Origin of the sequence: Natribaculum luteum (genome assembly GCF_023008545.1) — an archaeon.
Lineage (GTDB): Archaea > Halobacteriota > Halobacteria > Halobacteriales > Natrialbaceae > Natribaculum > Natribaculum luteum.
In genome coordinates this window covers 656,562-683,558 of the sequence record NZ_CP095397.1, presented here as the reverse complement: position 1 = coordinate 683,558, position 26,997 = coordinate 656,562, and the positions used below count along the sequence as shown (strand labels likewise).

The 26,997-nt window shown below is 57.4% G+C and carries 28 protein-coding genes and 7 pseudogenes; 13 read left to right on the top strand and 22 right to left on the bottom strand.

Annotation, left to right across the window (positions count from 1 at the left end; translation table 11 throughout):
- Positions 1-11 precede the first annotated feature (11 nt).
- On the bottom strand, positions 12-905 hold the full coding sequence (locus tag MU558_RS03580) for a biosurfactant protein 1 (RefSeq protein ID WP_246972002.1): 894 nt from the start codon (positions 903-905) through the stop codon (positions 12-14).
- Between the two features lie 136 nt (positions 906-1,041).
- Between MU558_RS03580 and MU558_RS03575 the strand changes: the two genes are divergently transcribed.
- The 3 genes and pseudogenes from MU558_RS03575 to MU558_RS23105 all read left to right on the top strand — a co-directional run.
- Positions 1,042-1,572 (top strand): DUF7342 family protein, encoded by a 531-nt coding sequence (locus MU558_RS03575; RefSeq protein WP_322987033.1) that lies wholly within the window; start codon positions 1,042-1,044, stop codon positions 1,570-1,572.
- 223 nt (positions 1,573-1,795) lie between these two features.
- On the top strand, positions 1,796-3,172 hold the full coding sequence (locus MU558_RS03570) for a transposase (protein ID WP_246971998.1): 1,377 nt from the start codon (positions 1,796-1,798) through the stop codon (positions 3,170-3,172).
- 64 nt (positions 3,173-3,236) lie between these two features.
- Positions 3,237-3,350 (top strand): annotated as a pseudogene (locus tag MU558_RS23105) (DUF7342 family protein); the annotation flags it as partial.
- 6 nt (positions 3,351-3,356) lie between these two features.
- Here MU558_RS23105 and MU558_RS03565 read toward each other — a convergent pair.
- The 8 genes and pseudogenes from MU558_RS03565 to MU558_RS03530 form a co-directional block, all read right to left on the bottom strand.
- Positions 3,357-3,809, bottom strand: a complete 453-nt coding sequence (locus tag MU558_RS03565) for a toxin-antitoxin system TumE family protein (RefSeq protein ID WP_246971996.1) — start codon at positions 3,807-3,809, stop codon at positions 3,357-3,359.
- The gene (locus tag MU558_RS03560) at positions 3,806-4,318 is read right to left on the bottom strand and encodes a winged helix-turn-helix domain-containing protein (protein ID WP_246971994.1); all 513 of its coding nucleotides are present in this window, start codon (positions 4,316-4,318) and stop codon (positions 3,806-3,808) included. The genes MU558_RS03565 and MU558_RS03560 overlap by 4 nt, the downstream gene beginning before the upstream one ends.
- 77 nt (positions 4,319-4,395) lie before the next feature.
- Positions 4,396-4,959, bottom strand: a pseudogene (locus tag MU558_RS03555) (transcription initiation factor IIB); the annotation flags it as partial.
- Between the two features lie 46 nt (positions 4,960-5,005).
- Positions 5,006-6,462 (bottom strand): annotated as a pseudogene (tnpC, locus tag MU558_RS03550) (IS66 family transposase).
- 75 nt (positions 6,463-6,537) lie between these two features.
- Positions 6,538-6,906, bottom strand: a pseudogene (locus MU558_RS03545) (TFIIB-type zinc ribbon-containing protein); the annotation flags it as partial.
- Positions 6,907-7,069: 163 nt separating this feature from the next.
- Positions 7,070-7,489: an RNA-guided endonuclease InsQ/TnpB family protein gene (locus MU558_RS03540; RefSeq protein WP_246971992.1), complete on the bottom strand. Its 420-nt coding sequence runs from the start codon at positions 7,487-7,489 to the stop codon at positions 7,070-7,072.
- 274 nt (positions 7,490-7,763) lie between these two features.
- Entirely contained in the window at positions 7,764-8,609 is an 846-nt protein-coding gene (locus MU558_RS03535; RefSeq protein WP_246971989.1) for an arsenite methyltransferase, read from the bottom strand.
- Positions 8,602-8,961, bottom strand: a complete 360-nt coding sequence (locus MU558_RS03530; RefSeq protein ID WP_246971987.1) for an ArsR/SmtB family transcription factor — start codon at positions 8,959-8,961, stop codon at positions 8,602-8,604. Before MU558_RS03530 ends, MU558_RS03535 begins: the two co-directional genes overlap by 8 nt.
- A 657-nt stretch (positions 8,962-9,618) precedes the next feature.
- Between MU558_RS03530 and MU558_RS03525 the strand changes: the two genes are divergently transcribed.
- Positions 9,619-9,717 (top strand): CBS domain-containing protein, encoded by a 99-nt coding sequence (locus MU558_RS03525; protein ID WP_246971985.1) that lies wholly within the window; start codon positions 9,619-9,621, stop codon positions 9,715-9,717.
- A 101-nt stretch (positions 9,718-9,818) separates the two neighbouring features.
- On the opposite strand, the gene MU558_RS03520 is transcribed toward MU558_RS03525, so the two are convergent.
- The 4 genes and pseudogenes from MU558_RS03520 to MU558_RS03505 form a co-directional block, all read right to left on the bottom strand.
- A complete protein-coding gene (locus tag MU558_RS03520) occupies positions 9,819-10,178 on the bottom strand; it encodes a MarR family transcriptional regulator (RefSeq protein WP_246974797.1) in 360 nt (119 codons plus the stop codon).
- A 99-nt stretch (positions 10,179-10,277) separates the two neighbouring features.
- Positions 10,278-10,476 (bottom strand): annotated as a pseudogene (locus MU558_RS03515) (DUF7558 family protein); the annotation flags it as partial.
- Between the two features lie 73 nt (positions 10,477-10,549).
- Entirely contained in the window at positions 10,550-10,840 is a 291-nt protein-coding gene (locus MU558_RS03510; protein WP_246971984.1) for a DUF8069 family protein, read from the bottom strand.
- Positions 10,841-11,011: 171 nt separating this feature from the next.
- Positions 11,012-11,434 carry a type II toxin-antitoxin system VapC family toxin gene (locus MU558_RS03505; RefSeq protein ID WP_246971983.1) on the bottom strand — a complete coding sequence of 141 codons (423 nt, stop codon included), beginning with the start codon at positions 11,432-11,434 and terminating at the stop codon, positions 11,012-11,014.
- Positions 11,435-11,491: 57 nt separating this feature from the next.
- Between MU558_RS03505 and MU558_RS03500 the strand changes: the two genes are divergently transcribed.
- On the top strand, positions 11,492-12,001 hold the full coding sequence (locus MU558_RS03500) for an IS630 family transposase (RefSeq protein WP_246971982.1): 510 nt from the start codon (positions 11,492-11,494) through the stop codon (positions 11,999-12,001).
- A 71-nt stretch (positions 12,002-12,072) separates the two neighbouring features.
- Positions 12,073-12,561: pseudogene (locus tag MU558_RS03495) on the top strand (IS630 family transposase); the annotation flags it as partial.
- A gap of 73 nt (positions 12,562-12,634) precedes the next feature.
- Here MU558_RS03495 and MU558_RS03490 read toward each other — a convergent pair.
- Positions 12,635-12,940, bottom strand: a complete 306-nt coding sequence (locus tag MU558_RS03490; protein ID WP_246971981.1) for a hypothetical protein — start codon at positions 12,938-12,940, stop codon at positions 12,635-12,637.
- Between the two features lie 884 nt (positions 12,941-13,824).
- Here MU558_RS03490 and MU558_RS03485 point away from each other — a divergent pair.
- On the top strand, positions 13,825-14,076 hold the full coding sequence (locus tag MU558_RS03485; RefSeq protein ID WP_246974794.1) for a hypothetical protein: 252 nt from the start codon (positions 13,825-13,827) through the stop codon (positions 14,074-14,076).
- A 315-nt stretch (positions 14,077-14,391) separates the two neighbouring features.
- Here the strand turns inward: MU558_RS03485 and MU558_RS03480 are convergent, their stop codons facing one another.
- Complete coding sequence (locus MU558_RS03480; protein WP_246971980.1) at positions 14,392-16,101, bottom strand: ATP-binding protein; 1,710 nt, start codon at positions 16,099-16,101, stop codon at positions 14,392-14,394.
- Between the two features lie 288 nt (positions 16,102-16,389).
- Between MU558_RS03480 and MU558_RS03475 the strand changes: the two genes are divergently transcribed.
- From MU558_RS03475 to MU558_RS03465, 3 genes are all read left to right on the top strand, one after another.
- Positions 16,390-16,698, top strand: coding sequence for a hypothetical protein (locus MU558_RS03475; RefSeq protein WP_246971979.1), 309 nt, complete (start codon positions 16,390-16,392; stop codon positions 16,696-16,698).
- Between the two features lie 270 nt (positions 16,699-16,968).
- Positions 16,969-17,304, top strand: a complete 336-nt coding sequence (locus tag MU558_RS03470) for a winged helix-turn-helix domain-containing protein (protein WP_246971977.1) — start codon at positions 16,969-16,971, stop codon at positions 17,302-17,304.
- 9 nt (positions 17,305-17,313) lie between these two features.
- On the top strand, positions 17,314-17,763 hold the full coding sequence (locus MU558_RS03465; RefSeq protein WP_246971975.1) for a type II toxin-antitoxin system VapC family toxin: 450 nt from the start codon (positions 17,314-17,316) through the stop codon (positions 17,761-17,763).
- Between the two features lie 6 nt (positions 17,764-17,769).
- On the opposite strand, the gene MU558_RS03460 is transcribed toward MU558_RS03465, so the two are convergent.
- From MU558_RS03460 to MU558_RS03435, 6 genes are all read right to left on the bottom strand, one after another.
- A complete protein-coding gene (locus tag MU558_RS03460) occupies positions 17,770-17,985 on the bottom strand; it encodes a HalOD1 output domain-containing protein (RefSeq protein WP_246971973.1) in 216 nt (71 codons plus the stop codon).
- 183 nt (positions 17,986-18,168) lie between these two features.
- The gene (locus MU558_RS03455; RefSeq protein WP_246971971.1) at positions 18,169-20,427 is read right to left on the bottom strand and encodes an AAA domain-containing protein; all 2,259 of its coding nucleotides are present in this window, start codon (positions 20,425-20,427) and stop codon (positions 18,169-18,171) included.
- Between the two features lie 87 nt (positions 20,428-20,514).
- A complete protein-coding gene (locus MU558_RS03450) occupies positions 20,515-20,949 on the bottom strand; it encodes a PIN domain-containing protein (protein WP_246971969.1) in 435 nt (144 codons plus the stop codon).
- Complete coding sequence (locus MU558_RS03445) at positions 20,950-21,201, bottom strand: AbrB/MazE/SpoVT family DNA-binding domain-containing protein (RefSeq protein WP_246971966.1); 252 nt, start codon at positions 21,199-21,201, stop codon at positions 20,950-20,952.
- A gap of 171 nt (positions 21,202-21,372) precedes the next feature.
- Positions 21,373-21,588, bottom strand: coding sequence for a HalOD1 output domain-containing protein (locus tag MU558_RS03440; protein ID WP_246971965.1), 216 nt, complete (start codon positions 21,586-21,588; stop codon positions 21,373-21,375).
- Positions 21,581-22,513, bottom strand: a complete 933-nt coding sequence (locus tag MU558_RS03435; protein WP_246971964.1) for an ArdC-like ssDNA-binding domain-containing protein — start codon at positions 22,511-22,513, stop codon at positions 21,581-21,583. The genes MU558_RS03440 and MU558_RS03435 overlap by 8 nt, the downstream gene beginning before the upstream one ends.
- Before the next feature lie 657 nt (positions 22,514-23,170).
- Here MU558_RS03435 and MU558_RS03430 point away from each other — a divergent pair.
- Positions 23,171-24,241: an outer membrane protein assembly factor BamB family protein gene (locus tag MU558_RS03430; protein ID WP_246971963.1), complete on the top strand. Its 1,071-nt coding sequence runs from the start codon at positions 23,171-23,173 to the stop codon at positions 24,239-24,241.
- A 107-nt stretch (positions 24,242-24,348) separates the two neighbouring features.
- Here the strand turns inward: MU558_RS03430 and MU558_RS23360 are convergent.
- Positions 24,349-24,509 (bottom strand): annotated as a pseudogene (locus tag MU558_RS23360) (DUF7558 family protein); the annotation flags it as partial.
- Positions 24,510-24,558: 49 nt separating this feature from the next.
- Between MU558_RS23360 and MU558_RS03420 the strand changes: the two are divergent.
- A complete protein-coding gene (locus tag MU558_RS03420) occupies positions 24,559-25,185 on the top strand; it encodes an IS607 family transposase (protein ID WP_246971962.1) in 627 nt (208 codons plus the stop codon).
- Complete coding sequence (locus MU558_RS03415) at positions 25,178-26,953, top strand: zinc ribbon domain-containing protein (RefSeq protein ID WP_246971960.1); 1,776 nt, start codon at positions 25,178-25,180, stop codon at positions 26,951-26,953. Before MU558_RS03420 ends, MU558_RS03415 begins: the two co-directional genes overlap by 8 nt.
- The last annotated feature ends 44 nt before the right edge of the window (positions 26,954-26,997 follow it).

The following is a 26,997-nucleotide window of genomic DNA, read 5'->3' as shown; positions in this document are numbered from 1 at the left end:
TTAATCGACGCTCAGCACTGGAGCTGCTCGAGACTGGGTCCGTAGCGAGCCGAGCCACACACCTGGCACTCCCAGATCGGTTGTCCAGTCCACGCCTCATCCGGGGCCGACTCGTGGGTCTTGAACCGGTGGTCGGTCGCCCGCCCACAGTTCTGACAGTCGAGTTCCTGAGTCGTCGGTACCGACGATACCTGGCTCTCAGCCGCAGCCTCGCCAGCGGATTCAATCAGCGCCATCGCTGGAACCAGCCACACCGCGTCGTCGGCGTCGTCAAGGACCTCAGTGAGCTGTGACGCATCGCGGATGCCGTTCCCCCGCTGGTCGTAGAGCCGCGTCGGGGCCTGCTCCTGACGCTCCGCCGTTCCCTGCCCGTTCCAGCCTGTCTGGTCACGGGCGGCACTGAGAAGCCGCTCTCCCTCTCCTGACAACACCTGTACCGCGTCAGGGAGTGAGGGCCATTGATCGGCCAGCTGGCGCGCCGGCGCCTCGTCGAGGTCGTAGATGAGCGTGTAGTCGTCGACGTCCGGCTCCGCCTCGTTGGCAGAGAGGTGGTTCGCCGCGGCGCCGCCCTTCACGACGGCCCCGTAGAACGTGGTCGACTCGACGAGCAAGTGGACGATGCCGAGGAACGTCGTCGACGCTGACTCGTCCGTGCTGGTGGCCTCACCACCGAGATGGTTGGCGAGACAAAACCGGCATTTCATTTGCCCGTCTGGGACTGACACCCAACAAGGCCGGCACTCGCCGTCGGTGGCCGTCGGCGCATCGGGGTAGCCCCCCGAGCTCGTCGCGACGCGTTGCCGCCGGGGATCACCCTCACAGTCGTCGTCCAGCCTCGTGTCCGGGATGTGGGACGCCTCGCCGGTCGGCCGCAGTTCCTCGAAGTCAGAGTATCGGTTGTGCATCGGTTGGCTCATAGCTTCTGTCGGTCTCACATTTCAACGTCCGTACGCCCTCGCTCGCAATACCCTCTCGATTATACGAGAGTATCTAACCATATATGGGAGTTCAGCGCAAACACTGTCGTAAGCGGTGCCAAGTATGTCCGAATCCTCGCGAGATGGGGTCCAGTCGTGGGCTGAGTCGATGATGAGCGCCCGCGACCGTATTCGAGCGGTCGCCGAGACGCTTCGTGAACCGCGGTCGGTCAACTGGATCAGCGAGCAGGCCGACGCTGCCTGGAGCACGACCAACGAGGAACTCCAAGCGCTCGTCGCCCAGGGCCAGCTGCGTCGCGTTGAGGCCGGCGAGACGACGCGCTACCAGCCGGACTACACGCGACTGCTCTTCGAGGAGATCCGCACGCTCATCGAGGAAAACACCCACGAGGAGCTGCGGAGCGAATTGGCCGCGATTACCGAAGAGATCGAGGAGTGGCAGGCGACCTACGACGTCGAGACGTGGGAGGAGCTCGAACAGTCGCTCGCCGATGGCGACCTCACAAGTGACGAACTTCACGAACGCCGTGACGTGATTACAGAAATGCAGGAGAAGGCCCACGGCTTTAGCCGTGTGGATGAATCCGTCACTTCTGAAACCAACCACAACTCTACAGCCCTCCTGCAATCCTGACCTTTACAAACCAATACACTAACTATACAGCCACACGTGAGCAGCCGACCACAACGCACTAACGAATACATTGCCGAACCCACCACCGAACGGTATCGGCAATGTCTATTCGGGTGGTTGGCCGCCCACGCCTCATTGTGGAACCAAATCACCTACCGACGCCGACAACAATACTTCACTGAAAACGGCGATGTATGGGACGCAGAATACACCGATCTTTACGATGACTACGCTCCCATACTCGGCAAAGCAAGTTGCCAGCAACTCGCCCGTAAAAACAGTGAAGCATGGCGAAGCCACTTCCGACTTCTCAACAACGCTCTTGTGGCGGAGATTGTTGATACAGTTTCCCGTCGTCGGCTCGAGTCAAGACTTGTCCGCCAGAGCCACTGAGATGCAAGTTCGCGATCTACTGCACTCGCTGCAGAATCGCGGGACGGCTCCGCATCAACAATGTGCTACACAAGAGCGTCTCAACAAATACCACGACAAAACCAGCACCACCATCACGGAGAAACCCAGTCCACCCGGATACTGGGGTAATCGAGAAAACGGCTACGAACTTCACGGCCTCGTCAGAAACGACCTCTACACGTTCGACTGGAACGAAAAACAAAGTACACTAGAGTTCGGCGTCGGCAAAGCACTCAAAGAAAAATACGGCCTTGGAGGACGAGAGCGTCTCACGCTTGAAGTCCGAGGCAACCCACAATGGAGCGGTGACGATGCACGGTTAGAACTCGTCTATGACGAAGCGGCAGACGTGCTTCGTGTCACGCATCCGGTTCGCATTCGGCCAGACAACATACAGAAACAGCGACTGGATGCATTCACTCATACACTCGATTCCGAGAACATGACACATGAAGCCGCTATCGACATAGGTGCAAACAACACGCTTACCATCGTCACCACTACCGGCGAAACCGCCGTGTATCATGCCCGTCCAGAGTTTGAACGGTTCCACACCGTCACCGAAGTAATCGCTGAACTACAATCACAACTCCCTGACGATCAATACACGAGCAAACGCATTCAGCGTGTGTACGATGAGCGTGGGGAGAAGCGTGATCATAGTCGTGATGCTGCGGTGAAACATGCGGCTGACTGGCTATTAGAACGGCACGTTGATACAGTGTACGTTGGCGATCTAACTGACGTATTGGACACACATTGGTCGGCAGAGGTGAATGAGAAGACGCATTCGTTCTGGTCCCATCGCCAACTTGTAGACCGAATCGAACTCACGTTCGGTGATGTCGGTATCACTGTCGAAGAAGTAAGTGAGGCTGATTCAAGCAGTCAGTGTCCTGAGTGTGGAAGTAGTGATGTGGGTCGGGATGGTGACTCGTTCCGGTGCCATGACTGCGAATTAGATGCACATAGTGACGTAGTAGGGGCGTGGAACGTATTGCGGTCGGAAGTTGGGCCGATGGCACGGCCTGCCGCCCTCTCCGCTGAACGCGATAGGGACGCACCCGAATCAGGGGCGTACTGGGAGTGGAATGGGCATGACTGGATACCCGCGAGTTTTGGGGAACAGTCATGTCCAGGTGACCAAACCAGCGTCGGCAAACCCGTAAGTTCACAGCCGGGGTAGTCTGCTGGCCGGATTGCCCACGGAGGAATCCCACGGCTTCAGCCGTGTGGAGGATGTCAAGCGCTGGGAGGAAAACCTGGAAGACCGCCGCCTCATCAAGCACGCGTTGGCGCTCTACTCGGATGTCGAAGCCGCTCGCGAGCAGATGATCGACGTGGGTGACCGAACGATGCGCTAATGCCGCTCACGGCGGGTTTGAGGCGCTATTCAGCTGCTCTATGTCGTCGTCCTCGTAGGCTGCCCGCCACATCGCATGGACGGCACGCGTCACGAGTGAGACCTCGGTCACGTCGATACAGGACGGCTCGGCGGCTGTCGTCGTGGCGTCGGGCGGAGGGTGGAAATGGATCTCGGGGGAGTGTGTATTCGGGTGGCGATCGAAGCGCCAGTTGACGTCGTCGCTATCGACGTAGTGAAACGAGTACATCCCCAGTTCGCTCCACTGGATATCGAGTCGCGCAGCGTCGGCGTCGCCGAGCCCATCGCTGAGACTGATCTGCAGTTCCGTGGGGGCGACGACGTCGTCGTACGAGGTTGCGTCGACTAACGGCTCAAGCTCGAGCCAGAGGTCACGAATCCGCTGAAGCGCCGGGAGATAGATCGGTCCGAACTCGCCGGCTCGGTCGTCCTCGCTCATACAGCGAGCTGGTGGCTGGCCTCGTCGTAGGCAAGTGCGGCTTGCGCGACGGCGAGATTCTGCCGGGTCGTGCGCCACGCCGTCAGGTCGTCCCAGCCCTCCGTCTCGCCGGCCTCAAGTTGCTGAGCGAGTTCTTCCGGGGACACCACGCCGTAACGGTCCTCGTAGCGCCGGATCTCGGCCTTCATCTCCTGGATACTGTCAAGCAACTCCGGCCGAGTGACCTCCTCACGCAGTTCTCGGATCCGGGACATCAAAACCCGGTCGCTGTTTCGCTTGTACAGCGTCGTTTGGCCGTCCTGTTCCGTCTCGGCGAACCCGGTGTTCACGAGCGTCTTGCAGTGTCGGCGCGCCGTCGGCTCGCTCACGAGCGCTCGATTGGCGATCTCGGCCGCCGACTGCCCATCGTGGGTCTGTTCGACGATTTCGTATACCCGCTCGAATGGCGTAGTCTCCTCTTTCCAGTCCGCTTTGACCTGCTCGTTGACGTCGTCCCACGTCTCGGTCATACTGGGTGCTACGCGGCCCAGGAACAAATAGTTTCCTGAAAAAACTATCTAACGACAGTGCTTGTAGCCGAGTATTGTCAGGCTACCTGTTCCTCTAACGTCTCTCGATGCGCCCGGACCGTCGTTGGCGTGACGTTCCCGATCTCCGCGACGTCACTTTGTGTCACCCACGTTCCCTGTTCCTGTCCCGCTTTGTAGAGGCAGGCCGCTGCGAACCCGGCCGGATGGACACCCGTCGTCACCCCCAGTTCTTCAGCCTGCTTCGCGAGTGTTCGGGCCCGCTGTCGGATCTCGTCCGGACACTCGAGGTCCGAGGCGAGTCGCGGCACGAACATACTGGGGGAGACAGGCTGGGCAGGAAGACCAAGTTCTTCGTTCAGCGTTTTGTACGCGTTTGTGACTCGAGACTCCTCTACGCGGGCCATCTCGCTGACCTCGCCCAGTAACCGCGAGAACCCGTTACATCGACAGGCCCCGTACACGCTGGCCGCGGCGATGGCCTCGATGGATCTGCCACGAAGCAGATCCTCGTTCTGGGCACTTCGGAAGAGCTGACACGCCTGGTCGCGCACCGAGTCGGAGAGTTCGAGGACACTCGCGATTCTTCGAACGTCACCCAGGCCGTGTGCGAGGTTTCGCTCGGGTAGTTGGATAGCGTGACCAGGATTCACCGGCCAGTGATGCCTCTCATCCTAATCTGAGTTCTTGCCCACCGAGGATGGACTGGAGCTGTTCAGGCGGATCAAGTCCTCGTCGTTTCCACGTGGCTAACATGGTCGTAATCGTCTCGTGAATCTGGACCCCTTCGGCTGAGCGGAGGGTCCGGAACATCTTCCGCAGCACAACTTGCTCGCGCAGAGCGCGCTCTGCGCGATTATTCGTCGAATCGACGTCTGGCTCTGTAACGAACGTCAGCCAGTGCCCTAACCCGTTCCTGATCTTCTCGATCAGCTTCTTGACCTCCTGTGCCTCGTAGTCTTCCCTGATCAGGCCTTCCAGATGTAACGACGCCTCCGCCCGCTTTTGCTCGCGGGCGGAGGCGGACGGATCCTCCTCGTCGAACGCCGTTAAATCGTCATGGAGAGCGTGTAACTCCTCAGACAACCTCTCTGCTTCCTCGTACCGTTCAGCAACGTACTCCGCCTCCCGCAACAGATGTGCCCAGCACCGCTGAGCTTCGAGTGATAGCTCGGATACGCTGACCAACCGTCACAGCTGAGCGTTGAGTCCTCGGCGAAGTCCTCGCCGAGGACGTCCTCTAACACCTGACTTCCACGACTCTCATCAACCCAGAACAGCACTTCTTCGTCAGTAACGAACGTCCACGCCCAGTGTTGCTCTCCGTCAACAGGAAATCCCGTTTCATCGCAGTAGACGACGTCACTTTCCTGAATACGGGCTTTGACATCGTCATACGCGGGTCGCAGCCGGTCTGCGACCCGCTTGGTCAGGTTGTAGATCGTCCGATGAGAGATGGGTGTATCGAGTTCCCAGTCAAACAGCTCCGCCTGTTTACGGTTTGGAAGTCGCTGATGGAACCTACCGAGGGCGGTTTGGGCCATGATATTTGGCCCAAACCGCCCGGTTTCCGGGCAGTCTGGATGTTCAGCAACGACTTCGTTTCCACAGGAACAGCGGTGTTTGCCGAGTTCGTACTCGACGACAGTGGTTGGAATAGGGAGAGGTATGTCGATAATCGTCCGTGAGATGTAGCTGTCCGGGTTAGAGAGGATTTGCTCACAGTCTGGGCAATATCCCTGATCGACTCGAATAGTCTCCTCTGGTTCCGGAGGCGGTCGAGTTGTTCCTTCGTGACCTTCGTCACGTCCTGGAGAGGAGCCGCTGGCGGCGTCAGCGTCGCCGCCAGCGTCGTCCCCTTGGTCTTCGTTCTCTTCCTCGTCGCTGTCATCGTTGCCAGGTGATCCAGCCACGCCACCCTGCTTACTGGGAGGTGTGTTTGGGTTTTCGTACCGCTTGAGGCGAGCCTCAAGTTGTTCGATCTGCTGTTGTTTTGCAGTGATCTGACGACGAAGAAGTCGGTTCTCAAGCTCTTTGACGACGAGTTGCTGGCGGAGATGCGTACTGTTCTCGGTGCGGATCGTGGAATCTATCGATTCCAGCGATCCGCTAACCCCCAGCGACACACTTGATTCACCATTGAGAGACCATTCATGAGACTGCTACGAAATCGGTCTGACGGCAAATCGCTATCCAACTACTCGCTCGGCTTTCGACTGAAACCGACCACGAATCTGTTCACGCCGCATTCGGGATAACCGCTGGCGCTTTTGCCCGGAGAGTTCGTTACCGTTCGCATCTTTCCCGTGACCGATTTCAGTTGAGAGCCCTCGGTCATGACGTGCCGCGGTGAGTGGGGCACCCGTCCGCTTTCGCTGGTCCCGATCGTGAGTTCTCCATTCAGGGCCGTGGTCGATCTGTTGCTCGTCAACAACGAGCCCACAGTCCTCGCAGATTGTTTCGACCGAATTGGTCGTGACCCGGCCATCGCATTCCGGACACGGATTCGGGCTGGAGTTTGTCTGGACGTCCTCGTCGAAGTTCGTTTCGTAGATGTCTCTCGTCGCCATGTTTCGTCACCAGTTCTCTGGAGATTCGCCAGCACGGCGAACCCCTCACCCATTGAGGGGAAAATAAACTCTGGGGCTCTGGTGAATCGCCATACTACGCGCTGTCTAGTTGTTAGCCTTTACCACCCCGGTCTTTCATCCATGCGTGGGGGCTTACAGGCTTTCATCCCATCAGTGCCGTCTCTCCCAGACCTACTTCAGAAAGCGAATAGTCGGCACCCAACTCGTCCAACCCAAGCTTTTGAACGTTGTACGCCGCGTTCTTGTCCCTATCTGCTTCAAACCCACACGCGGGACATGAATGCTCACGAACCCACAATGGCTTCGCCGTTTCCACGTCACACACCGCGCACCGCTTCGTCGTTCCCTCCGGCGGTACGGTTTCGACGTGGCAACCGTGCTTCCGCCCGTGGCGTTCGAACGTTTGAATCGTCTCGAACCACGACATCAACGCGATGTTCCGCTCGTTCGACGACAAGCGGAGCAGGCCGCGAGTGTTCAAGTCTTCGAGAAATACAGCGTCGTACTCTCGAGTGTATGCGCGGGCGAGTTTCTCACGGAAGTCTTTGAACTTGTTACGCAAGTCCTCGTAGGCTTCCGCGAGCCTACGCCTTGCTTTCGACGCGGAGCGGCGCGTCGAGGGTCTGTTTGACGAGTTCCATCAAGACAAACCGTAGCGCAGGCGCAATCGGCATCATGCGCTCGGACGAGCGGTAACCTGAGCGCCGCTCTCGATAGCTACATCATATGTCATTGAGAGCACCAGTCTCATTTACTCCTCCTCAATTTGTAGGATTACGTTTAACGTGTCTGTAGGAGTGGTGAAGTGGTCAGGACCGTCCGTACCTGCTGGTCGGTCATGTGTCGTATGCTGGTTTTCGGGCCTCGATAGTGGCGGAAACGAGGTAGTCACCGAGGTCGCGATCAGCGTCCCAGTCGCTGATGAACTCAGTGCTCTCGTCCTTGGGCGCTATCTCGATTGCTTCGAAGCCAGCACTGTCGAGCATCGCTTCAAGGGCGTCGATGGTTGACGCCCCGGCGACGCAGCCAGTTAGCGAGTCCGGGTCCATCCTGATGTCGTCGGGGAACGGTGCGGTTTGAACGACGTCTGAGATGGCGACACGGCCGCCAGGCTTGAGGACACGGTAGGCGTCGTCGAACACGCGTTGTTTTTCGGGGGCGAGGTTGACGACGCAGTTCGAGATGACGACATCGACGGTCGCGTCGGCAACGGGAAGGTGACTGATCTCGCCAAGGCGGAACTCGACGTTGTCGGTGTCGTTCTTCGTGACGTTTTCCCTCGCTTTCGAGACCATCTCTGGTGTCATGTCGACACCGATGACGTCGCCGTCTGGGCCGACCTCCTGTGCAGCGAGGAAGCAGTCGAAGCCGGCACCGGAGCCAAGGTCGAGCACTGTCTCGCCGGCCGTCATCTCGGCAAACGCCTTCGGATTTCCACACCCGAGGCCGAGGTCTGCACCGTCGGCGACCGACGCGACATCGTCTGCGTCGTAGCCGAGGCGTTCACTCCCGGTCACGTCCGCGTTGCCGCCACAGCACCCACCGTCGTCGGTGACATCGATGCCGACATCGCCACAGCAGTCCTGCCCGTCCGAAGCGATAGTCCCGTAGCGTTCGCGCACCATCTCACGGGTCTCCTCGGGGTCACGGTCACCGGCCACCGTATCAGTATCGTTATTCATGGGTACCTCGCAGGTCGTCGAGTGTTTCGAGGAGGGCCGCGGTCGTCTCAGTCGGTTCGTAGTACCGCCATGACCCCTCCTTGCGGCGCGTGACCAGCCCTGCGGTGTACAAGCGGGAGAGCGCTTGGCTGACGGCACTCTGACTGACGCCGACTGCGGCTTCGAGATCGCAGACGCAAACGCCGTCATCCGCGTTCGCGATTCGGCGAAGCAGTTCGTATCGCGTGTCGTTCCCCATCGCGGTTAGCACTTGGAGGTCCGTCGTCATTGCGTCTGAGTCGACATCGCCGGGCGGTGCACAGCAGGTCTCAGCTTCTTCCGTGGTTCCGTCAGCGATCGCATCCTCTGCCATATCAGCACTAGCTTATACAAGCAAGTACTAATATGTTCTCCTCAACGGGGCTATTCGCAACTTCGGAATCAACTCGAGCTCTCGTTGTCGCCTCAACATCACCGAGTTGAACCCAAATCAGTGCGCTAGAAAGACCGAGTACACCGACGCAACTGTCGGCTGTGTTGAATCGCCATACAGCGTTGGATTTCACTGGTTGACGGTCCGCTTGATGTTCTGTTTGATCTCTTGGAACGCCGTCGTCACCTGTGGATCCATGGGGAAACTCAATTGTACGACCGTTGTGAGTGATACAGACCGATAGCGCATACCTCCGACTTTAGGTGGAGGGCAAGCGGTAGGCCCAGCGAACCACCCGCAGTCAGTGAGCGGGGGCGGATTTCGACCAGAATCGTTTTGCTGTAGTCCCGAGTAACATGAACTGCTACGAATACCGTGAGATGCCGTCCCCGAACCACAAGGGGAAGCGAGCCAGCGGTGGTTAGCACGGCGATGACATGGTATTCGATGGGGCCTCATTGACCGGGCCACAGCCCTATATGAAGGAGGAAACGAGAGTTCCCCCGGTGTGTCGCCGGTTCCCTCTGAGTGCGGGTTGGAACCTCGAACGCCACATCCGGCGGAAATCCAATGGTCGGATTCCACGCTCTTTAGGGCGTGGAGGAGGTCAAGAGAGAGCATTCGGTTCAACACCTCCCAGTCGTTGATGATGATGAGATCGTGGGGATTTTGACAACAACTAATTTAGCTCACTAGTTACCTCGACTTCGGAGGAACATTCTCCGATCTCGGAACGAGCTTAGCGGTCATTGACCTCCTCCCACGACTGAAGGCAGTGGGTACCTGACCGAACGCTGTCACCGCACCTCCTCCATCTCGTCTGTCTTCAACTTCTCGAGATGCTCCTCGCCGTACTGCTCGTCTGCAGTCTGGTGGTGCTGGTGAAGCCGGTAGGCGGCCTGGAGCCGTTCCTCATCGTCAGTAATCGCCCAGTACGGCCGCTTGTGCCGCACGAGACCTCGTTCCTTCAGTCGCGAGAGGATCGCACTGACAGCATCCGTATCCAGCTCGAGTTGCTCGGCGATCGCCGCTGCCTTCCACGCCCGGTCGTCGTTCTCGTCGAGGAACAGCACGATCCGCTCGGTGTCGTTTCGTTCCTCGAATTTATCGTCGTCGGCGTTCTCGAACTCGTCGATATCGATGGTGCCGCTCGACATGGATAGTGTGGATTCCGTTGGACCATAGCTGTTTGGAGTGTTTGTTGGATCACGAAGGGGAGTTCCTGCATGTGGGTACGATATGGCTCTAACGGCACACTCCGCCGACAGAGTGACGAGATACTCCTCGAGGTCACGCGTCCAGTACGGCACGGGGCCATCGAAACTACAGCTGGTGCAGAGTTGGAGCGTGCCTTCGAGATATCCAAATTCGACACGAAAACCGCGTGAATGCGGCAAGTGTGTCGACGACGAGGCCACAGCCGTCGCAGGCGTGGTGATCCCGCTTGTCTTTCTCCCGGAATACGCTACTCCTGTCGCAGATTAGAATACTGTATTACAGAAGGTACAGTCCGAAAGCGTCTGCTGCATCACTTGTCTGCCTCACCAGCGTCACGGGCAGCCGACCAGCCACGATGGAAGACGGCGACCTGCTGAATCGAGTCGAAGGCTTCGCCACTCGGTTCGTGCACGAGGATTCGCTGTTCGGCGACCGCCGTCACGACACTGTCGTCGACGAGGTCATTCACAAGGTGTCGTGCGGTCGTCTCATCAACGTCCGCCGTCGATACCTGAGCAATATCCCGGTCCTGTGCGAGGAGTTCGGTTTCGAGCCGCTCGTGATCATCTCCAGTGTCGTCGAGTATATCTGGACCAGTCATGGGAACTCACTTGAGGCACGGTCGTTGAGCGCGCTTCGCGCTTCCTGGCGTTGACAAACATCCCGATGACACAGACGTGACCGAATACGCTCTCTCAACACACCCCGGGTAGCGAGGACACGCCCCCCGACCACGAGGCTACTGGCGACCACCACCACCTCAGCGAGGCTACTATCCCAGATCGATGTGCGGAATCGTCACGACATCGAATAGCTGGTAGTGTCGATCGTACGTCGCAATGTGGTCGACACCCAGTTCCTCCATGTGACTCGAAATGACAAAGTCCGTGAATGAGGCGTCGTTGCCGTCCCACTCGATGAATCTATCGCGACCCTGCTCGAATGCCTCATCGGGAACACGCTCGAAGCGAAACAGCCCACTTTCATCGACCGCTTTGAATAGCAACTCGGCGTATCGAAGCAACGCACGCTTTTTCAGTCGCGTTGCCGCCTCGTCGAGCGCGTGCTCGTTAACGATAAACTGTCGATATGGAAGATCCCCGCTGCGTGCGAACTCGGCGAGCGCTCGCGATGCGCCGTGCAGTTCGTCGTTCGGATTGAAAAACGCGAACAGGAACTTCGGCCCAAGAAACACCCGATGGGTGATAGTGTCTAGGGAAATGTTTTACCTATAGAGACACTGGTATTGGTAATGGGTCGGCTCGACGACATCACGCTCGAAGAACTCTATGATCTAAAGGACCAGATCGACAAAGGGAAGCCGCGAGAACGTGTTCTCGCGGCGATTGGGCGTAAGCAGGGCGATCAACTGGAGACACTAGCTGATCGCCACGGTGTTGTCGAGAAAACGATTCGCAACTGGCTCGATCGGTTCGAGGAAGAACCGATCGAGCAGGCACCGTACGACGCTCCTCGACCAGGAGGTCCAGCAAAAATCGAGGGCGAAGACCGTGAGCAACTGTTCGAACAACTGCAACAGCCGCCGACCGAACTCGGCTACGACCAGCAAGCGTGGTCAGCGAAACTGTTGCTCCATCACGCCAAAGAGGAATACGGCGTCGAATACCACGAAACCTACGCGTACGACTTGCTGAAAGAGGCCGGGCTGTCCTTGCGGACAGCACGGCCTCAACATCATGAAGCCGACCCTGAAGAGAAAGCCGAGTTCCAAGAAACAGTCGAAAAAAACGACCCGAACTAACCGACAAAACCGTCGTTGTTGTCGATCAGTTCACCAAACACGTCGGAACTGTCCAACGACGTGGCTTCTACCCGATTGGCTCAAATCCGACAATAGAGGTTGCAACGTCGTGGGATTCAGTGACCGTGCTGGGCGCTGTCACCGACGACGGTGACAGCTTCTTCTGCTGGACAGAAGAGAATCTCACACGGAACCATGGGATTCGGCTGTTAGAGGCGTTAACCGAGCGGTTCGGTGAGGAGTTAGTGGTGTTTCTGGATCGAGCGGGCTACTTCTATGCGAGGGATCTCTGGGAGCACGTGAGTGGTGAGCGCGAGACCGAAACTGTCGGAGACAGTTCGGTCTCGTGCGTGCGCGGAGACGATCTCGAAGTCTGGTACTTCCCGTCAAAACTCCCCGAATTGAACGCCGTCGAAGGGTGTTGGGACCAGCTGCAAGAGTGGTTCAAGTATCGACTCGTCCCTGATCTCTCGTCGCTGAAAGACTACATCTCACGAGGTGTAAAAACAATCAGCGAACCCAGCATTTGGCCGTATCTTACCGGTAAAGATTCGAACTAATCACTATGAGTCGTTCAGGCTCGAAGTCCCCCGCGGACACCGGCCCAGTGTCGGTATCAATCGAACGGCCCATTCACTCCTCGCTGTCGGGAGTCCCCGAGAATCGGATCCCAGCCGTGTCTCCACGCCACTCCTCAACCAGATCATCTTCTGTGGCGGCGTTCGTCCGTGGTGTCTCGGGCACTGGCTCTTGATCGAGCTGGTCGAGAATCGCGAACAGTGGATCGTCTGGATCGACCTGGTCCTGTTGTTCCATCCAGACTTCGGCCGCTTCATGTAAGGCCGCCGTGAGCGAGAGGCCCCGCTCTTGGGCGAGCGATTTGAAGTGACGGTATTCTTCGTCCGACAGTTCGGTCTGGACGTATGTGGACTCACTCATCGGAACTCACCCTGTTCATGAATAAATTAGAATTCATGGAGTATAAGCCTATCCATGGACGGTCTGGAGTATCATATCACCGAACGACTGGTGTCGTCAGGGTCATCTCCTGCAGCAAGATCAGAATTCAGGCGAGAAGTTCGGTTTCAAATCGCTCCTGATCGGCTGACCGGCCGTCGAGGATGTCTGGATCGGTCATGATAACGCTTGCTGAACCTCCGAGCGAATCCCTCGAAACTACCATCGATTGCCTCGTTATAGAGGTCAAGGAGAATACCTGCGGCTGAAGCCGCAGGATGAATCCGACAACCCGGAGTCAATCTACGCTGCAATAGCCACTCTGAGATTTGGCAATCCGTAGCTTAAAGTGATAGAAATCCTACGTATGGATAGGACTCAGGCTGGGAACGGAGCGATTCCCGTCAGTCCTACGATGGCGGCCTGTCCGCCCCAAGCAATGAGACAGTAATCGGAACCAGTTAGGTGAACGGTCGGTTCCTATACTGAACCGATGCAGTTCCCGACTGCTTGAAAGCACCACAGAAAGTAACTCCAAGTCCGCCGAAGTCTGCCGGACTCCCCGAGGCAAAAACAACTCCGGGAGTCCGAACACGACGGAGGATAGGAGTACCGGGGGCTTGGCACTCCCAGCAGTCCTACTCGCCACAGTCCGTGAACCCCACACGGATTCTCACCGCGTCGGGGTTCGGTGGGACTGCAAACCTGAAATCTCCAACGCTCAGGATTCCTCTGCGTTTACGCGGAGGAGGATGTCAATGGGGCTTTCCGCAGTTCTCCATAAAGGCGACATAAGAGCGAGTATTGGAATTAGCGACGCCGCAGTCAGGTGGTTTAATGGTTTCAGTTCCCTATACAGAGCAATGATGGCTGATTCCAGCGACCCACGCCCGCCGTTGGCGGAGTGGATTCTCGAGTGCTACGACCGTCTCTGTGCACAGACGGCCGACAGTGACGATCACTCCTTTTCTCGAGACCAAGCCGTCGAGATCCTTCTCGACGCTGACGGTCTGGCACTTGAGCCTGAAGATGCCACGTATGCACTTACTCGGCTCCTCGAGCGCGGCTACGTCTACGAAGTCGATGGCGAGTTTCGAATAACGACTCCAGAAAAATAACCCTGTTCCGCTCGAGACCTGCCGATCCAAATCAGCCTCGAGACACGACAAGTTGCTTGAACGCTTCGAACCTAGCAGAGCAGTATCTGCTCATTGGCGGCTCAAGCGGCAACAATCGACGTTCAGAGAGGGAAACGGGGGGCGATAGTGATGGTGGTGGTGGTGGACTTGCGGATGGGTCGACTGTGGAGCCCCCGAAGATGTCCCAGCGAGAGAGGTGGAAGACCGTTCGAATCTCCCCTCCCGCCGTCCGATGCTGATAGGTAGTGAGCAATAATGTATTTGGTCCAACCATCGAAAATCGGCTTCTGTCACTCAGTCACCCATCTGCAGTTGCACCTCAGCATCGTCGAACACAGCCTCGAACCCATTATCAACAACCGCCTGGACAAGTGTCGCAAACGTTTCGCGGTTCGCTGGATCCTCGATCAGTGAGCGAAACGTGCTCTCGAAATGGTGTCCGTGTGACGGTTGATCCGTACTCGAGGTCTCGTGGGCTGCTTCGTGCAACACCACGAGATACAGGTCGTGCATCCAGACCGCACGCTGCCGGCTCGTTACAGCGGAGTCAGTGATCACGATGTACGTTCTGCCGTCAGTCCAGGCATCGGCACTCGCTTCACCATAGTGCACATCCCGATCGATCCCAAGCTCCGAGGCCAACACTCGAGCAAAGAGCAGATACCGCCGCTGGTCAGCGTTCAACTGCGATTCGTCCTCGATGCGATGATAGCCCGTCCAAACGCCCTCTGATGTTGCCTGCTCACCGACATCGAACGTTTCCGGCACCGCTATCGATGTGTTCTCGTCGGTGGCAAGGTCGTGAAGTCGTTGAGTTGCCGCATCGCTCGTATCAAGGACGACGTAGCCACGCTCGACGAGTTTATCTGCGCCTTTCTGAGCGCCGTCGACCCACCCGATCTTTGGGGCCGCTTGGATCTCCTCGAGGCTGATGCGGGATTCGGTTGCCAGCTGGAACAGTTTGCGATCGGTCCACTGCTCGTCCGATGACTCGGACGCCATCGCTTCGACCATCACTTCACGGCTCTCGGCAGTCAGCCGGTCGTCTGAGACATTTGCGTACAGGTCATCACGCGCCTGCTCGAGTGCGTGGTCGATCCGCTGCCAGCGGTCACAGCCGGACTGGATGTCGTTACGCGCAAAGTTCAGCGTCAGATTCCCCTTCGAGACGACGAGCCCACCAAGTCCGTACTCGCGCTTCGTCGTGACGTAGAGCCCGTTGCTGTAGATGTCGAGTCCCTCGTGAGGCGTGTACTCGAGTGCGAGGATCGCCTCCTCGGTTTCGCGAACAAGTGATGGGTGTGGCGAGTCGGCCACTGCCTCGAGTGGATCCCCCTGATCGACCGGTTCACCGTTGATCACGACCGAGACGCCTGTCCGGGATTGCACGTACGCGAAGCGTTTGCGAAGATTGCGAACGTAGCGCCGCCACCGGTAGCTGTCTGGATCGGGCACTTCGTCTTCGTAGTGATCGATCTCGACGAGCATCCCCTCGAGGTGGTGGTCGACCTCTACAAGTTGGCCGTCGCGACCGCTGATGTCTGCCCACGGTCCCGAGTCGCGTTGATCGCGGTAGTCGAAACACAGTGCGGTGTCGTGACTCCAGATACGAACGGCACCCTTTGCGATGATCGCACCCTTGCCGATGCCCCACTCACCAATTGTCTCGTCGTCTGATCGTTGCTTGTTTCCTGCGCCAAGCACTGAGAGATTGCGTCGCCCCTCTGTCGACTCGAGATCGACGCCAGCGCCGTCATCGAGGATGAGCGATTGCCCGGGCGAGACGCTAACCAGCACACGGGATGACCCGGGACTGTCGATGCCGTTTTGGACGGCTTCGCGGATTGCGTCTGTGAGATCTGCCATCTGGTCTTCGATGAGGTACGTTGCGACCCGCTCGTCGGCCGTCATCGTCACGGTCTCGTCAGTCGATCGCTGACTGGCCTGCCTCGAGTCAGTTGTCTCATTCGTGGCGAACTCCGAGAGTGTTAGATGTTCTGTCATGGTGTCCGCCCATGTGGCACCACAGAAACCGAACGGCGGAACTCGAGCGCTTTCGCTAGTCGCGGTTGCTGCTGGAACTGGTAGATGGATTCGGACAATGGCTGCCTGCTTCGTCCTGTCTGTACTCTGGAATACAATGCTGGATTAGTAACCTAGGATGAGAGTGTCATAGAATAGGTCTCTCATCTACTATGCCGTACCCAGATTCAATAAGTACAGGTTGTGCAGTTATCCCTACTTGAGGGTGAATGAGTGAAAATAAGTTCTTGTGATATACGTTCTATAACAATGATCGAGTGGTTCGGTGGAGAACAGAACGTTATCGAGATCCTCATTCCACTGTTCGGGATTTGTGCTCTCTTGATCGCCCCAAAAATAACCGAAACCGGCCGTAGTAGACGATATTTTGTTCCAGCATTCATCTTCTGGCTTAGCTACCAAGTACTGATCGGACTTGAAGAAGGAACTCTCATCGCATTTCCCCACTCAATCGGGCTGATTAGTGCAATTCTGCTGTTGATCGGATTCATTGGATTGTTCTTCCGCGGGCTCTTTGCCGTGTGGAAAGAACGAGAATCTTCCATTTCCTCGGAGTGATATCACATTCTTGGAAGGGGTCCTATACGAGATATTTGCATACTCACCTATCGTGTTATTCACCGTAGGGGGAGTTGTAATCAATGCCGTGAGAAGACTTCTGTGACGCCCTCTAGGATTAGTAATCTATCGAATTATCGCCTTGGAGCAGGAGCCTTCATCGTTAGAAGCCGGTATTATTGGCAAGTCAGTCAACACTACGCATGGCTCGAATCGTTTCGGGTTGCTCCCGAGCAAACCGTTAAGACGCTAGAGAGAATATCCGTAGGTATGAGCGGAAATAATCGCGACGACCGTGGTCACTTCCAGGCCGAGCATACCGACCGGGAGTATCTTGCAGCCGTCGCTGAGCGGGAGCCGGCTGGCACATCGGAGATTGCTGAGGCAGTTGGTGTGACACGGCAGAACGCCGACCGTCGCCTACGCCGACTCGAGGATCAGGGGAAAGTCAGCTGCAAGAAGATTGGGACGTCGTTAGTCTGGAGCCTAGAAGAGGACACATACATCGTCCAGCATGTTGATCCAGACGATACTTTCTGGGAGGCGGAAACCTATGCCGGCGAAGAGATGAGTGCTGAGGATATCGACGACATCCTCTACAGCTAGCGGTATCAAATGACAACTGCACCAGAGCCATTGTTCATCGATACTGCCGCATTCTTCGCTCGGTTCAACGAGCGGGCTGCGGAGCACGAGCGTGCAACTGCCGTCTTCGATGGAATCCGTTCAGGCGACCTCCGATTTGATCCGTTGTTCACGAGCCGGTACGTTCTCTCTGAACTTGCGACCCTCATGCTTCGAAAAGTCAGCCACCGAGCAGCGGTAAACGCACTTGAGACCATTCGAAAAGCCAGTAGCTTCAACGTTCTTTCAGTTGGTGGGAACGCCTTTGATCGAAGCTGCGAACAATTTGCCGAATACGATGATCAGCAGATTTCGTTTGTTGATCACTCGAGTGCTGTCCTCGCTGCCGATTGTGGCATCGAGCACGTTTTCACATTTGACCGACGTGATTTCCGCACTCTCGATTTCACCGTTGTTCCAGACGATATCAGTGGTGTCTGACAGAAATCACATTCTAGTGACAGTTACTCTGGAGTCTGTAACCAACACGCGGAACTCACTATCCGTGAATTGAATTCCGAGATCAGTGTGTGGATCTGCTGAGTCCACAAGTTGCTCGAGTGCTTCGACGTCGATCACCCGCTGCAGTTGGTATTCATTGCGGCCGAGTCCCTGCTTCTCGAGTGCCTCGACGATCTCGAACAGAAGCGTTCCATCACTCATCGGCCATCACCCCGTCGACGACGTCGATAATCTCCCGGGCGGTCGAACTCGAAGCATCTCCCAACGATGTAGCCGATCGCTTTGGCCTCGAGTCAGTTGTCTCGTTCGTGGTGAACTCTGCTGACGTTGGATGTTTTATCATGGTGTCCACCCATCTGGCACCACAGAAACCGAACCGAACGGTTACTTGGGGACGGGAATGAACTCCGGTTCGACCTGACGTAGTCTCCCGGTGCTCTCGAGGAATGAGTAGAGGTCATCGTACAGGCCAGTGTTTTCGTCGGTGCCGTCTGGAGATGAGCGTAACGTGTACCAGTCGCCGACGATCGCACAGAACTGTTGGGCACGAGTCATCGCGACGTTCAACCGTCGGGGACCATCAAGTGGACGCCCGAGGAAGCCTGTCTCGCCAGTTGTGTTACTCCGAACTAACGAAATTACGATTGCGACTTTTTCGCTCCCTTGGAAGGAATCGATCGTGTCGACCGTGATGTTTCTTCCAGAATCAAGATGTCTCGCTAGCTTCTTTTGAATCGCGTTAGCCTGAGCCGTGTATGGCGTAATGACGCCGATTTCGGATGGGCTGAGATCTGCATCGGCGAGCAGTTCGCCGACGATATGGGCAACGAGTCGCACCTCTGCGTCGTTGCGCTTGGAGTGATCGATCGTTTCCTCGCTCCCACCGATATCATATCCGACGAATGCAGGCCGGTCCTCGAGTGCGGTAACGTCACGCCCTTGCCGCAGGGCCCGGTCGTAGAAGCGGCGGTTCGGAAACCAGGCGATGTCGCGATGCATCCGGTACTGCGTTCGGAGCTGGACGCCAACACCCTCGTAAACGCCGCCGTCGGCGTAGAGGTGCTCGAACAGGGAGAGACCGGCTGCAGACTCCGGTGGCTCTTCGGTTGCACTGAATGGCGGCAACTGCTTGTGGTCGCCTGCGAGGATCACTTTGTCCGCTCGCGAAAGCGGGATACACGAGGCGGTGCATGTCGCCTGTGTCGCCTCATCGAGGACGAGGACATCGAACTCTCGCTCGAGGGTCGCTGCGCTGCTGTTCGTCGCTGCGACGACATCGGCCAGTCCGTCGCAGGTGGCATACTTGGTGCTGACGACCTCGTTCGAGGATCTGCTGGCGTTCACGCGTCGGAGTACGAACTCGCCGGCACCGTGTTGTGCATGGGCGTGCAGTGATCGGTCGTCGGTCTCAGTCGCCGTGCTCGAGCCAGCAATGAGATTGTCGACGGCTTGGTTTGAATCGGCACAGACGAGGACGTCGTCCCCAGCCTCGACTGAGCGCCTGACGACTTCGACGAGCGTTCGCGTCTTGCCTGTGCCTGGCGGCCCGTGAATGCAAAAGAGGTGATCAGCAAGGAGGGCACAGGACACTGCAAGCTCCTGTTCCTGGTTCAGTTCGACGTCTTGCTGGCTACTCTTGACACCAGCCGTGTCCCCGAAGGTGACTGCTGTGTCGCCTGTCAAGAGCGCGCGTTGATCATCACGGTCGCGAACGCGCGCAATCGCAGCAAGTTCGCGCTCGTACGGAACGGGATTCAACAGTTGGGTGAGTGCAAATCTCCGTCGCTTCTGGCGGAGGAACGCACCGACAGTCGACCGGTTCTCGATCGTATACCAGTCGATAGCGAGACTGACGGTTAGTCCCTCGATCGTATCGACTGTCGCTGGAATCGGGAACGCATCTGGTGAGTGCTCTTTGCTTGGTGGGTGGAGGAGCACTTCGTTTCCTTCGAAGATCCGGAATTCACTCTGGACGACTCTATGCGTGTCATGCTGCCGATCGACTTGTCCATCGTCGATTCTGAATCGGTAGATACCATCTTCTGGGTGGCCGAGGGATGCAAGCGATGGAATCGCACCGAATCCCTCGGCACGGAGTGCCTCGGGTGTTGACGCGGCTGCTTTCGCTCGGTTTTGGTCACGTTGGGCGTCCATCTCTGCCCGAACGAACGACTCGAGTTCGTCAAAGAAGGTGTCTGTGTCGTTGTCGTCAGAAAGCGGATTTCGCGGTGGTTCCCGCTCTGCAATGGGAGAGTCGAAGTACGACGGCGGATCGTCAGGCGCGTAATCGGAGTGCCAGAAGCGTACCCGGTTGGCTAGCGATGAGACGGCAAACGTGTCTTGATCGACCGAAGCATAGTCGCCGCCATCATCGTAGATGAAAACATCGCCATGGAGTGTGTGTTCTGTGAAGGCGAGATATTCGCCCGAGAGTGCTGCGCTATTGCGTGTATGGAGCGGAATTACGATCCAGTCGTCTTTCTCGGGATGTACGAGTTGGTCGTGGTAGCTCGCATATTCGACGATCCCATCGATTGGAATGGGATCATCTCGCACCGGTTCGAACGTCTCGTCTGCCGGTGAATGGAGGGCAGCACTCGAGAGGTCAAAATTGCCGATCGCACTCTCGAAGAGGAGAGACATGTCGCCCAGAACGAAGCACTTGATCCTAAATCTTCCCGTTCAGTGAAGTCATTACGTGGCGAGTAATGTGCATATTGTCTGTCGGCGTCAATTAGGATCGTAGGGGTTCGTGGCTGTGTCGAGTCGGTAGACATCTTCTGCTGCATCGAAGTCATCGTCGAATGCATACAGATAGCCGAGCCCCTCGGTCTGCATGTACGCAATAATGCAGCTATCGACAAAAGACAGCGGCTCATGCTGTCGGAACAGTGCTTTTCCCGTTGCAAGGGCGTCGGCAGTGAGCGAGTCGATATGGAAGCGAGCGTTTTCCTCAATACGATTGAGGAGATCAACAGCTGCGTCGTGGCCGGCATGGGTAACGAGCCCGTTGAGCGTTTCCGCGAGGACGTAGTCAAGGACCACCGCCTCTGGAAGGTCCCCGCTGTCGATGCCACGGAGTACCGGAAGCGCGACTTCGTGAGAACTGTCCCGTCGGTATGCTGCTGCGAAGAGAACTGTCGTATCGATGAGCGCGCGTGGCATTTACTCTACATCGACGCCCCAAGCGTCATGATCGGTCGTAACGTTGGTATCCGTCTCGCCCTCGTAGCCATCGAACTCGGCAAACGTTCCCGTTTGCTGTTGAATGACTTGGACGCGGACGCTCCCATCGTCTTCGATATGCCACCGAAGCTGATCACCGTCGTCGATACCGAGTTCACGCCGAATTCGAGCTGGGATGTTCGCCTGATTCCCTGACACCTTACTTTCGGCGTCGATCCGTTCACTGCTCATATCTATCGATACGAGGCTGGTCCTGAAAAACCTAGTGTGTCTCCACACTACTCCGAATATGCCTCGTATACAGCAGACTAACCGGTTCACGAAAGAAACAGATTTGAATACGCCTCTGGATATCGGAGAGGAGATGTCTGAAATCCTTAAAAACGCCCTGGAAGCGTGGATTTATATTCTATCGACAGTCACCTCAGAGTCTGTAACTAGCACACGGAACTCACTAACCGTGAATTGGATTCCGAGATCTGTGTGAGGATCTGCTGAGTCCACAAGTTGCTCGAGTGCTTCGACGTCGATCACCCGCTGCAGTTGGTACTCATCACGGCCGAGTCCCTGGTTCTCGAGTGCCTCGACGATCTCGAACAGAAGCGGTCCATCACTCATCGGCCATCACCCCGTCGACGACGTCGATGATCTCTTGGGCGGTCGAACTGATTCGCTCGAGGCGATCGAGGATCGTCTCGGGTTCGTCACCCTCCCATGCAGCGAGGTAGAACGCCGACCCACTCGTGTCCAGTTCGAAATACCGACCGACAATGTAGCCGACCGCTTCGGCCTCGAGTTCACGTTTCGATCGCTCAGCCTCGTCATCGACGCTGTGCAACAGCGCATGTGCGTACTCGTGAACGAGCGTGACGGCGAGGTCAGCGTCGTTCTCGCGATCACGGACAGCGACGCGTGGCTGCTCTTGAGGGCGGTACTCACAGATGCCCTTGGCGTTCCCATGCGACCAGTCCTGGGGTGGCACGACCTCTACGTCTACCTCGAGTGCGTCTGCTGCCTCGAGGAGTGCGGGGATCAATTCATCAGTCTGTCCCCTTGCTTCTGTCTCGAGGTCGGGCAGTGGCTCGCCGTCAGTCTGTGAGATGTCGAAGACGGGCGCTGGTCGAAAGCCCACGAGTCCTTTCTCCCAGCTGCCCGGCGGTGTCTCATCGTATTCACAGTCACTGCGCTCGTGATACGACGGCGAGTTTCCGCAGTCGGGACACTGCTTCGCGATGATGGGTGCCCAGATCCAGATCGCTGTTTCTCCTTCTTTTACATGCCGGTCGAACTCGTTTTGCCACGTTCGGTAGCCAGCAACGCGTGTTGCCTCTGGACATTGGAGTTTGATCAACAGCGTGTTTCGGTGCGAGTAGTCGTGGAAGCGACTATGAACGTCTAACCACTCTGTGAACTGCTCGCTCGAGACGGCGTCATCGACCTCGTCGACCAGGTCCTGGATCCATGCTTCGATCGTCCTGTGCATCTCGTCGTGCCGGGTGTCCGAATTGTCGAACGTTTCCTGAGTGCTGCTGCTCGTAGCCATGCTTGATCAGTGCTTCTCGAGTCGAATCAGACCGAATCGGACTGAACTCGAGAAGACCTCCGCCCTTCAGGGGGTCTCACAAAATACACCAGATTCGAGCAGTTGGAGAGTCGTTAGTCAGCAGACGTCGGCGCCTCTGCTTTGATTGGCGCGTCGTCTGGTGTTTCGCTCTTGTTCAAGAGCGATGCTGGATATGCATCGTACGCTGCCCCGATCAGTAGTGGTTCAACCTCTGCGAGGGTTGCGGGTGTTCCGTATCGACTGCTGTCTTCTGTACTGTTCCAGGCATGGACCCAGTACGTCTGCTGGGACAACGTTCATGACCCGGTCTCAAGAGTGCCTCAACCCAGTGCAGTTTGCGTTCGTCCTCGCCAACAAGTGCCTGTACAATCATGATATCTGACACACTAAGTAGGTAGCTTAAACGCTAATTTGAATGTTCAGTAACTCTTTATGTCAAAATACATAGTAGAGACTAAGACAACCCACCAAAGAGTGATTCATATGAGTTGGTGTCGTCGTCAACTACTTGTCGGGGTCGGCAGTATAACCGCGCTGTCGGGTTGTCTGGACTTCTTCGGAGACAACGATCGTTCGCTCCCGGAACCCCCAACGGGAACATGGCATCAATCAGGTCACGATGCCCGAAACACATTTATGTCCGATGTCACTGTGCCCGACCGCGGGACGCCTGTTTGGAACAGCGGCGGTGCTACAACGATCTCGCCGCTGATTGCTGGAGAGACGGTGGTTTCGGTCGACGACGGCCTGACGGCGTTAGACGCAGAGACCGGCAACCAGAAATGGCAAACCGATCTCGACAGTGACCCATCAAGCGCATCCCTCACACAGCCGTCTGTTGCTGACGGGAACATCCTGCTTGGCTCTAAGGGACAGCTGCGCTCGTTCGATCTCGAGGATGGCAGCGAGCAGTGGGTACGGAAGATCGACGGTGCCCCGATCGGACCGATAACAGTCGGTCCAGACAATCAGATCGGGATCGTCCCGTTCGAGCGTCCGGAGAAGGGCGATTCCGTCATCGAACTCGTGGCGTTTGCCGTCTCGTCGGGCGAGACCGAGTGGACGGCTCCACTTCTTGTGTCCGTTCGAACGACGCCGCCAGCGATATTTGACAGCCGGGTCTATACCGGAGGGTATACACGCGATGAGACGCCGATTATCCGCTGTTTGGATGCCGATAGTGGCGAACTCGTGTGGGAACGGGAACTGGACGACCCAGCGACCCAACCAGTCGCCACCGAAGACGGGATCATAGTTGGAGACGGCGGGAGTCTCATCGTCTACGACCCAGCCGAGGGCGAGCGTCTGGCTTCAATAGATGTCACGGACCGCGAGATCAGAGCGATCGCCATCGCCGACGGGATGGCATTCGTTCTTTCTTACGATGGGCTGATCGCGTTGTCGATTTCAGACGGCTCGGAACACTGGTCTGTCAAGGGAGACCCGCAGGCGGACGGACTTGCAGTCGGTCGAAATACTGTCGTGGCACCGATTTCCTCTGACGCCTTCGATCTCGACACGTCGTGGCCGTGTATCGCCGCCTTTGACCGGAGCGATGGAACGACGCGGTGGTATTATACCATAGATGACACTTTTGATCCGGCAATTAGTGCTCCACCGGTCATCGCCGACGGTGCTGTCTTTGCGATGAGCAATAAGCGATCTGGGATTACCGCCCTTGGAGATCTTCCTCCCGAAGAAGACTGAAACGATTCAGCTCGGTTCTTCCGCTCCTCTGCAATGTTGCTTCCCACCCTCTACAGGCAGGCCGAGTTCCTTGGAGTTTGACCCCGAGGCAGTTCACTTAACCGCTACAACGTGCCTTCGAGATGGCCAAGTTCGACGTGAAACTGCGTGAGTGGTGCGAGCGTATCGACGACGAGGACGCCTTCGTCTCAGGCGTGGTGGTCAAGCTTATTGGGATTCGGTTCGGCTGGATGGCACAGTCGACACAAATGGGGTTCGTAACTGTTTCTGAATTCCGAATCTTTAAGCAGTAATAAACAGTGATTAGCAACAACACGATGCCACGGTCGTACGCCATCGGCGAGTTCGCGGAGGAACTTGGCGTCCACCCCGAAACTGTCAAACGGTGGTGTCGAAACGGCGACCTTGACTACACACGCACGCCCGGCGGCGACCGACGCATCCCACACCGCGAACTCCTCCGCCTCGCTGGTGGTGCTCGCCCCCGCGACCACGTCGCGCTCTACGCCCGCGTCTCCAGTCACGGACAGAAAGACAACGGCGACCTGGATCGGCAACTCGACCGTCTTCGAGACCACGCTCACGACAACGGATGGACGGTCGAAACCACCTACACAGACGTCGGCAGCGGTCTCAACGAAGACCGTCGCGGGCTCAACCAACTCCTCGACGACGTACAAGACAGCGACTACGGCCGCGTCCTCGTCACCTACGAGGACAGACTCACCCGCTTTGGCTTCTCCTACCTCGAACGCCTTCTCGACCACCACGGCGTCACCATCACCGTCATCGAAGACGAGACGGACAAAACCGCACAGGAAGAACTCGTCGACGACCTCATCAAGCTCGTCGCCAGCTTCTCCGGCAAGCTCTACGGAATGCGATCCAGCAAAAAACAACAGGTCGTCAACGCCGTCGAATCCGAGGTGAACCCCGATGACTGACCACCTCTCGCTGCCCCTCCGACTGCCGGAGACACACCACGACGCACACGAACGGTTAGACGAGTTCGTCCAACACGTCGCCACCCGCATCCTCCACCTCCGCTGGACGCCGGAATACCTCGACGACATCCACGACGCCGACTATCAGGCGTGGACGTACTTCGACGAACACCAACCATTCGAAGAACTCGACGACCACGCCCTCTACCACTCCATCCACGGTGAAGATCCGCCGGCGGATTTCGAACTGTACGTACCGTCACGTATCCGGCGATGCATCCTACAGAAAGTCGGAGAAACCCTGCGGAGCCACGCCGATCGCCGCGACGCCTTCTACGCCATCCAGCGCGTCCTCCCCACGCACAAAATCCGCCGAATACACCGTCGCCGCATCAAAGAACAACTGTGGGAGGACGGCGAGTACCTCTCCGGGGGCTACGTTGATGTTCTCATCGACCAACTCAACACGTACTACGACCGCCACGGAAGGTATCCGGACACGTATTTCGAGTTGCAAGACCCGCCGGAGTACAGCAACGGCGCGTTGCCGTACTCGGCGGACGACGGCCCCACGAGCGGCCAAGCCGTCAACTACCACTACGACGAAAACGAGCAGTCGGTGACGGTGAAGGTGAAAACCCCTGACACTGTGACTCCCGAACGTCGTGGGGACTGGTCGTGGCACGAACACGACCTCGCCGGGTACGACGCCTTCTACACGCTCACCCAGCACGGCTCTCTGTCAGCCCCAGAGTTCCAATCCACGTGGCGGAAGAACGGCGACCACATCCACGAACTCTCGTTTCCTGTCGAAGTCGATAACGCCGACACAGACGGTGATGCAGAACGCGTGTTGGCGCTCGACGCCGGGATGCGGAAGGACGTGACCGCGGTCGTCGTTGAGGAGACTGGCGAACAGGTGTCGCGGCCGCATTTCGTTCGAGTTACTGATCGTGACGGGATGCGCCGACTGCACCGGGAGCGACAGCGGTTGAACGATCAGTTGGCGGAACTTCGCCGGAGTGGGCGGGATCACACGGCAGCGTTCAAAACAGTGCAGGCAGAGTACGAACGAGTGAACACCAAAATCCAGCACAAGCGCGAGCAGTTGACACATGATGTGGCGAATCAGGTCGTCGCGCTCGCCTTGGTGTACGACGTGGACGCCGTGGTTCACGAGGATTTGCGGTCGCTGTCCCCACCGTCTGGTGAAGGTGGGTTGTCGTGGGAGCTGTCGAGTTGGGCGCGGCGCGAGATTATCGAGAAGATCGAGTACCGCTGCGAGTACGTTGGCGTGGACGTGGATCGGGTGTACCCGCAGGGGACGAGTCGGTCGTGTCCGCGTTGTGGTTCGACTGGCCATACGTGCAAGTCTCCCGACCACACGGAGGAGGTGTGGTGGGGTGGGCACTTCCGCTGCGACAACGCTCGGTGCGGGTTTGAAGGTGATCGAGATTACATCGCGGCGGTGAACGTGGCTCGCGTGTTCTTCAGCGAGACGGATGGACTGGATCACGGTTTCATGTCCTCCTATACGGGGGATTCGGAAACCGTGCCAGCTCGCCGTTCCGTTGGCACGCGGCTCGCGTTCGGGCGTGGCGTTGTTGCCTACGAGCCCGAACGGACAGGGGCGACCGCTGGTGGTGGGTCGGCTGTCATAACGCCCGCTGTCGCCCTGTCAGAGTCGAATGCGGATGGCGGTGATGGGTGTGGCCCAGCCACCCGTCAGTACACCCAATTCCAACGGGTTACTGCTGAACACTGCTGAAAATAGGAACGGTGACTCGGTTGTCCTGCCACCACGCATTCGTG

Bases quoted from the DNA above. Each gene is read 5' to 3' on its own strand.
- MU558_RS03440 (WP_246971965.1), bottom strand. From the start codon at position 21,588: ATGAGTGATGGACCGCTTCTGTTCGAGATCGTCGAGGCACTCGAGAAC.
- MU558_RS03530 (WP_246971987.1), bottom strand. From the start codon at position 8,961: ATGGCAGAGGATGCGATCGCTGACGGAACCACGGAAGAAGCTGAGACC.
- MU558_RS03485 (WP_246974794.1), top strand. From the start codon at position 13,825: ATGGCTGATTCCAGCGACCCACGCCCGCCGTTGGCGGAGTGGATTCTC.
- MU558_RS03560 (WP_246971994.1), bottom strand. From the start codon at position 4,318: ATGACCGAGACGTGGGACGACGTCAACGAGCAGGTCAAAGCGGACTGG.
- MU558_RS03475 (WP_246971979.1), top strand. From the start codon at position 16,390: ATGATCGAGTGGTTCGGTGGAGAACAGAACGTTATCGAGATCCTCATT.
- MU558_RS03575 (WP_322987033.1), top strand. From the start codon at position 1,042: ATGTCCGAATCCTCGCGAGATGGGGTCCAGTCGTGGGCTGAGTCGATG.
- MU558_RS03470 (WP_246971977.1), top strand. From the start codon at position 16,969: ATGAGCGGAAATAATCGCGACGACCGTGGTCACTTCCAGGCCGAGCAT.
- MU558_RS03430 (WP_246971963.1), top strand. From the start codon at position 23,171: ATGTCCGATGTCACTGTGCCCGACCGCGGGACGCCTGTTTGGAACAGC.
- MU558_RS03480 (WP_246971980.1), bottom strand. From the start codon at position 16,101: ATGACAGAACATCTAACACTCTCGGAGTTCGCCACGAATGAGACAACT.
- MU558_RS03435 (WP_246971964.1), bottom strand. From the start codon at position 22,513: ATGGCTACGAGCAGCAGCACTCAGGAAACGTTCGACAATTCGGACACC.
- MU558_RS03455 (WP_246971971.1), bottom strand. From the start codon at position 20,427: ATGTCTCTCCTCTTCGAGAGTGCGATCGGCAATTTTGACCTCTCGAGT.
- MU558_RS03520 (WP_246974797.1), bottom strand. From the start codon at position 10,178: ATGTCGAGCGGCACCATCGATATCGACGAGTTCGAGAACGCCGACGAC.
- MU558_RS03465 (WP_246971975.1), top strand. From the start codon at position 17,314: ATGACAACTGCACCAGAGCCATTGTTCATCGATACTGCCGCATTCTTC.
- MU558_RS03415 (WP_246971960.1), top strand. From the start codon at position 25,178: ATGACTGACCACCTCTCGCTGCCCCTCCGACTGCCGGAGACACACCAC.
- MU558_RS03450 (WP_246971969.1), bottom strand. From the start codon at position 20,949: ATGCCACGCGCGCTCATCGATACGACAGTTCTCTTCGCAGCAGCATAC.
- MU558_RS03535 (WP_246971989.1), bottom strand. From the start codon at position 8,609: ATGAATAACGATACTGATACGGTGGCCGGTGACCGTGACCCCGAGGAG.
- MU558_RS03570 (WP_246971998.1), top strand. From the start codon at position 1,796: ATGACTACGCTCCCATACTCGGCAAAGCAAGTTGCCAGCAACTCGCCC.
- MU558_RS03580 (WP_246972002.1), bottom strand. From the start codon at position 905: ATGCACAACCGATACTCTGACTTCGAGGAACTGCGGCCGACCGGCGAG.
- MU558_RS03500 (WP_246971982.1), top strand. From the start codon at position 11,492: ATGGGTCGGCTCGACGACATCACGCTCGAAGAACTCTATGATCTAAAG.
- MU558_RS03420 (WP_246971962.1), top strand. From the start codon at position 24,559: ATGCCACGGTCGTACGCCATCGGCGAGTTCGCGGAGGAACTTGGCGTC.
- MU558_RS03510 (WP_246971984.1), bottom strand. From the start codon at position 10,840: ATGACTGGTCCAGATATACTCGACGACACTGGAGATGATCACGAGCGG.
- MU558_RS03460 (WP_246971973.1), bottom strand. From the start codon at position 17,985: ATGAGTGATGGAACGCTTCTGTTCGAGATCGTCGAGGCACTCGAGAAG.
- MU558_RS03565 (WP_246971996.1), bottom strand. From the start codon at position 3,809: ATGAGCGAGGACGACCGAGCCGGCGAGTTCGGACCGATCTATCTCCCG.
- MU558_RS03490 (WP_246971981.1), bottom strand. From the start codon at position 12,940: ATGAGTGAGTCCACATACGTCCAGACCGAACTGTCGGACGAAGAATAC.
- MU558_RS03445 (WP_246971966.1), bottom strand. From the start codon at position 21,201: ATGAGCAGTGAACGGATCGACGCCGAAAGTAAGGTGTCAGGGAATCAG.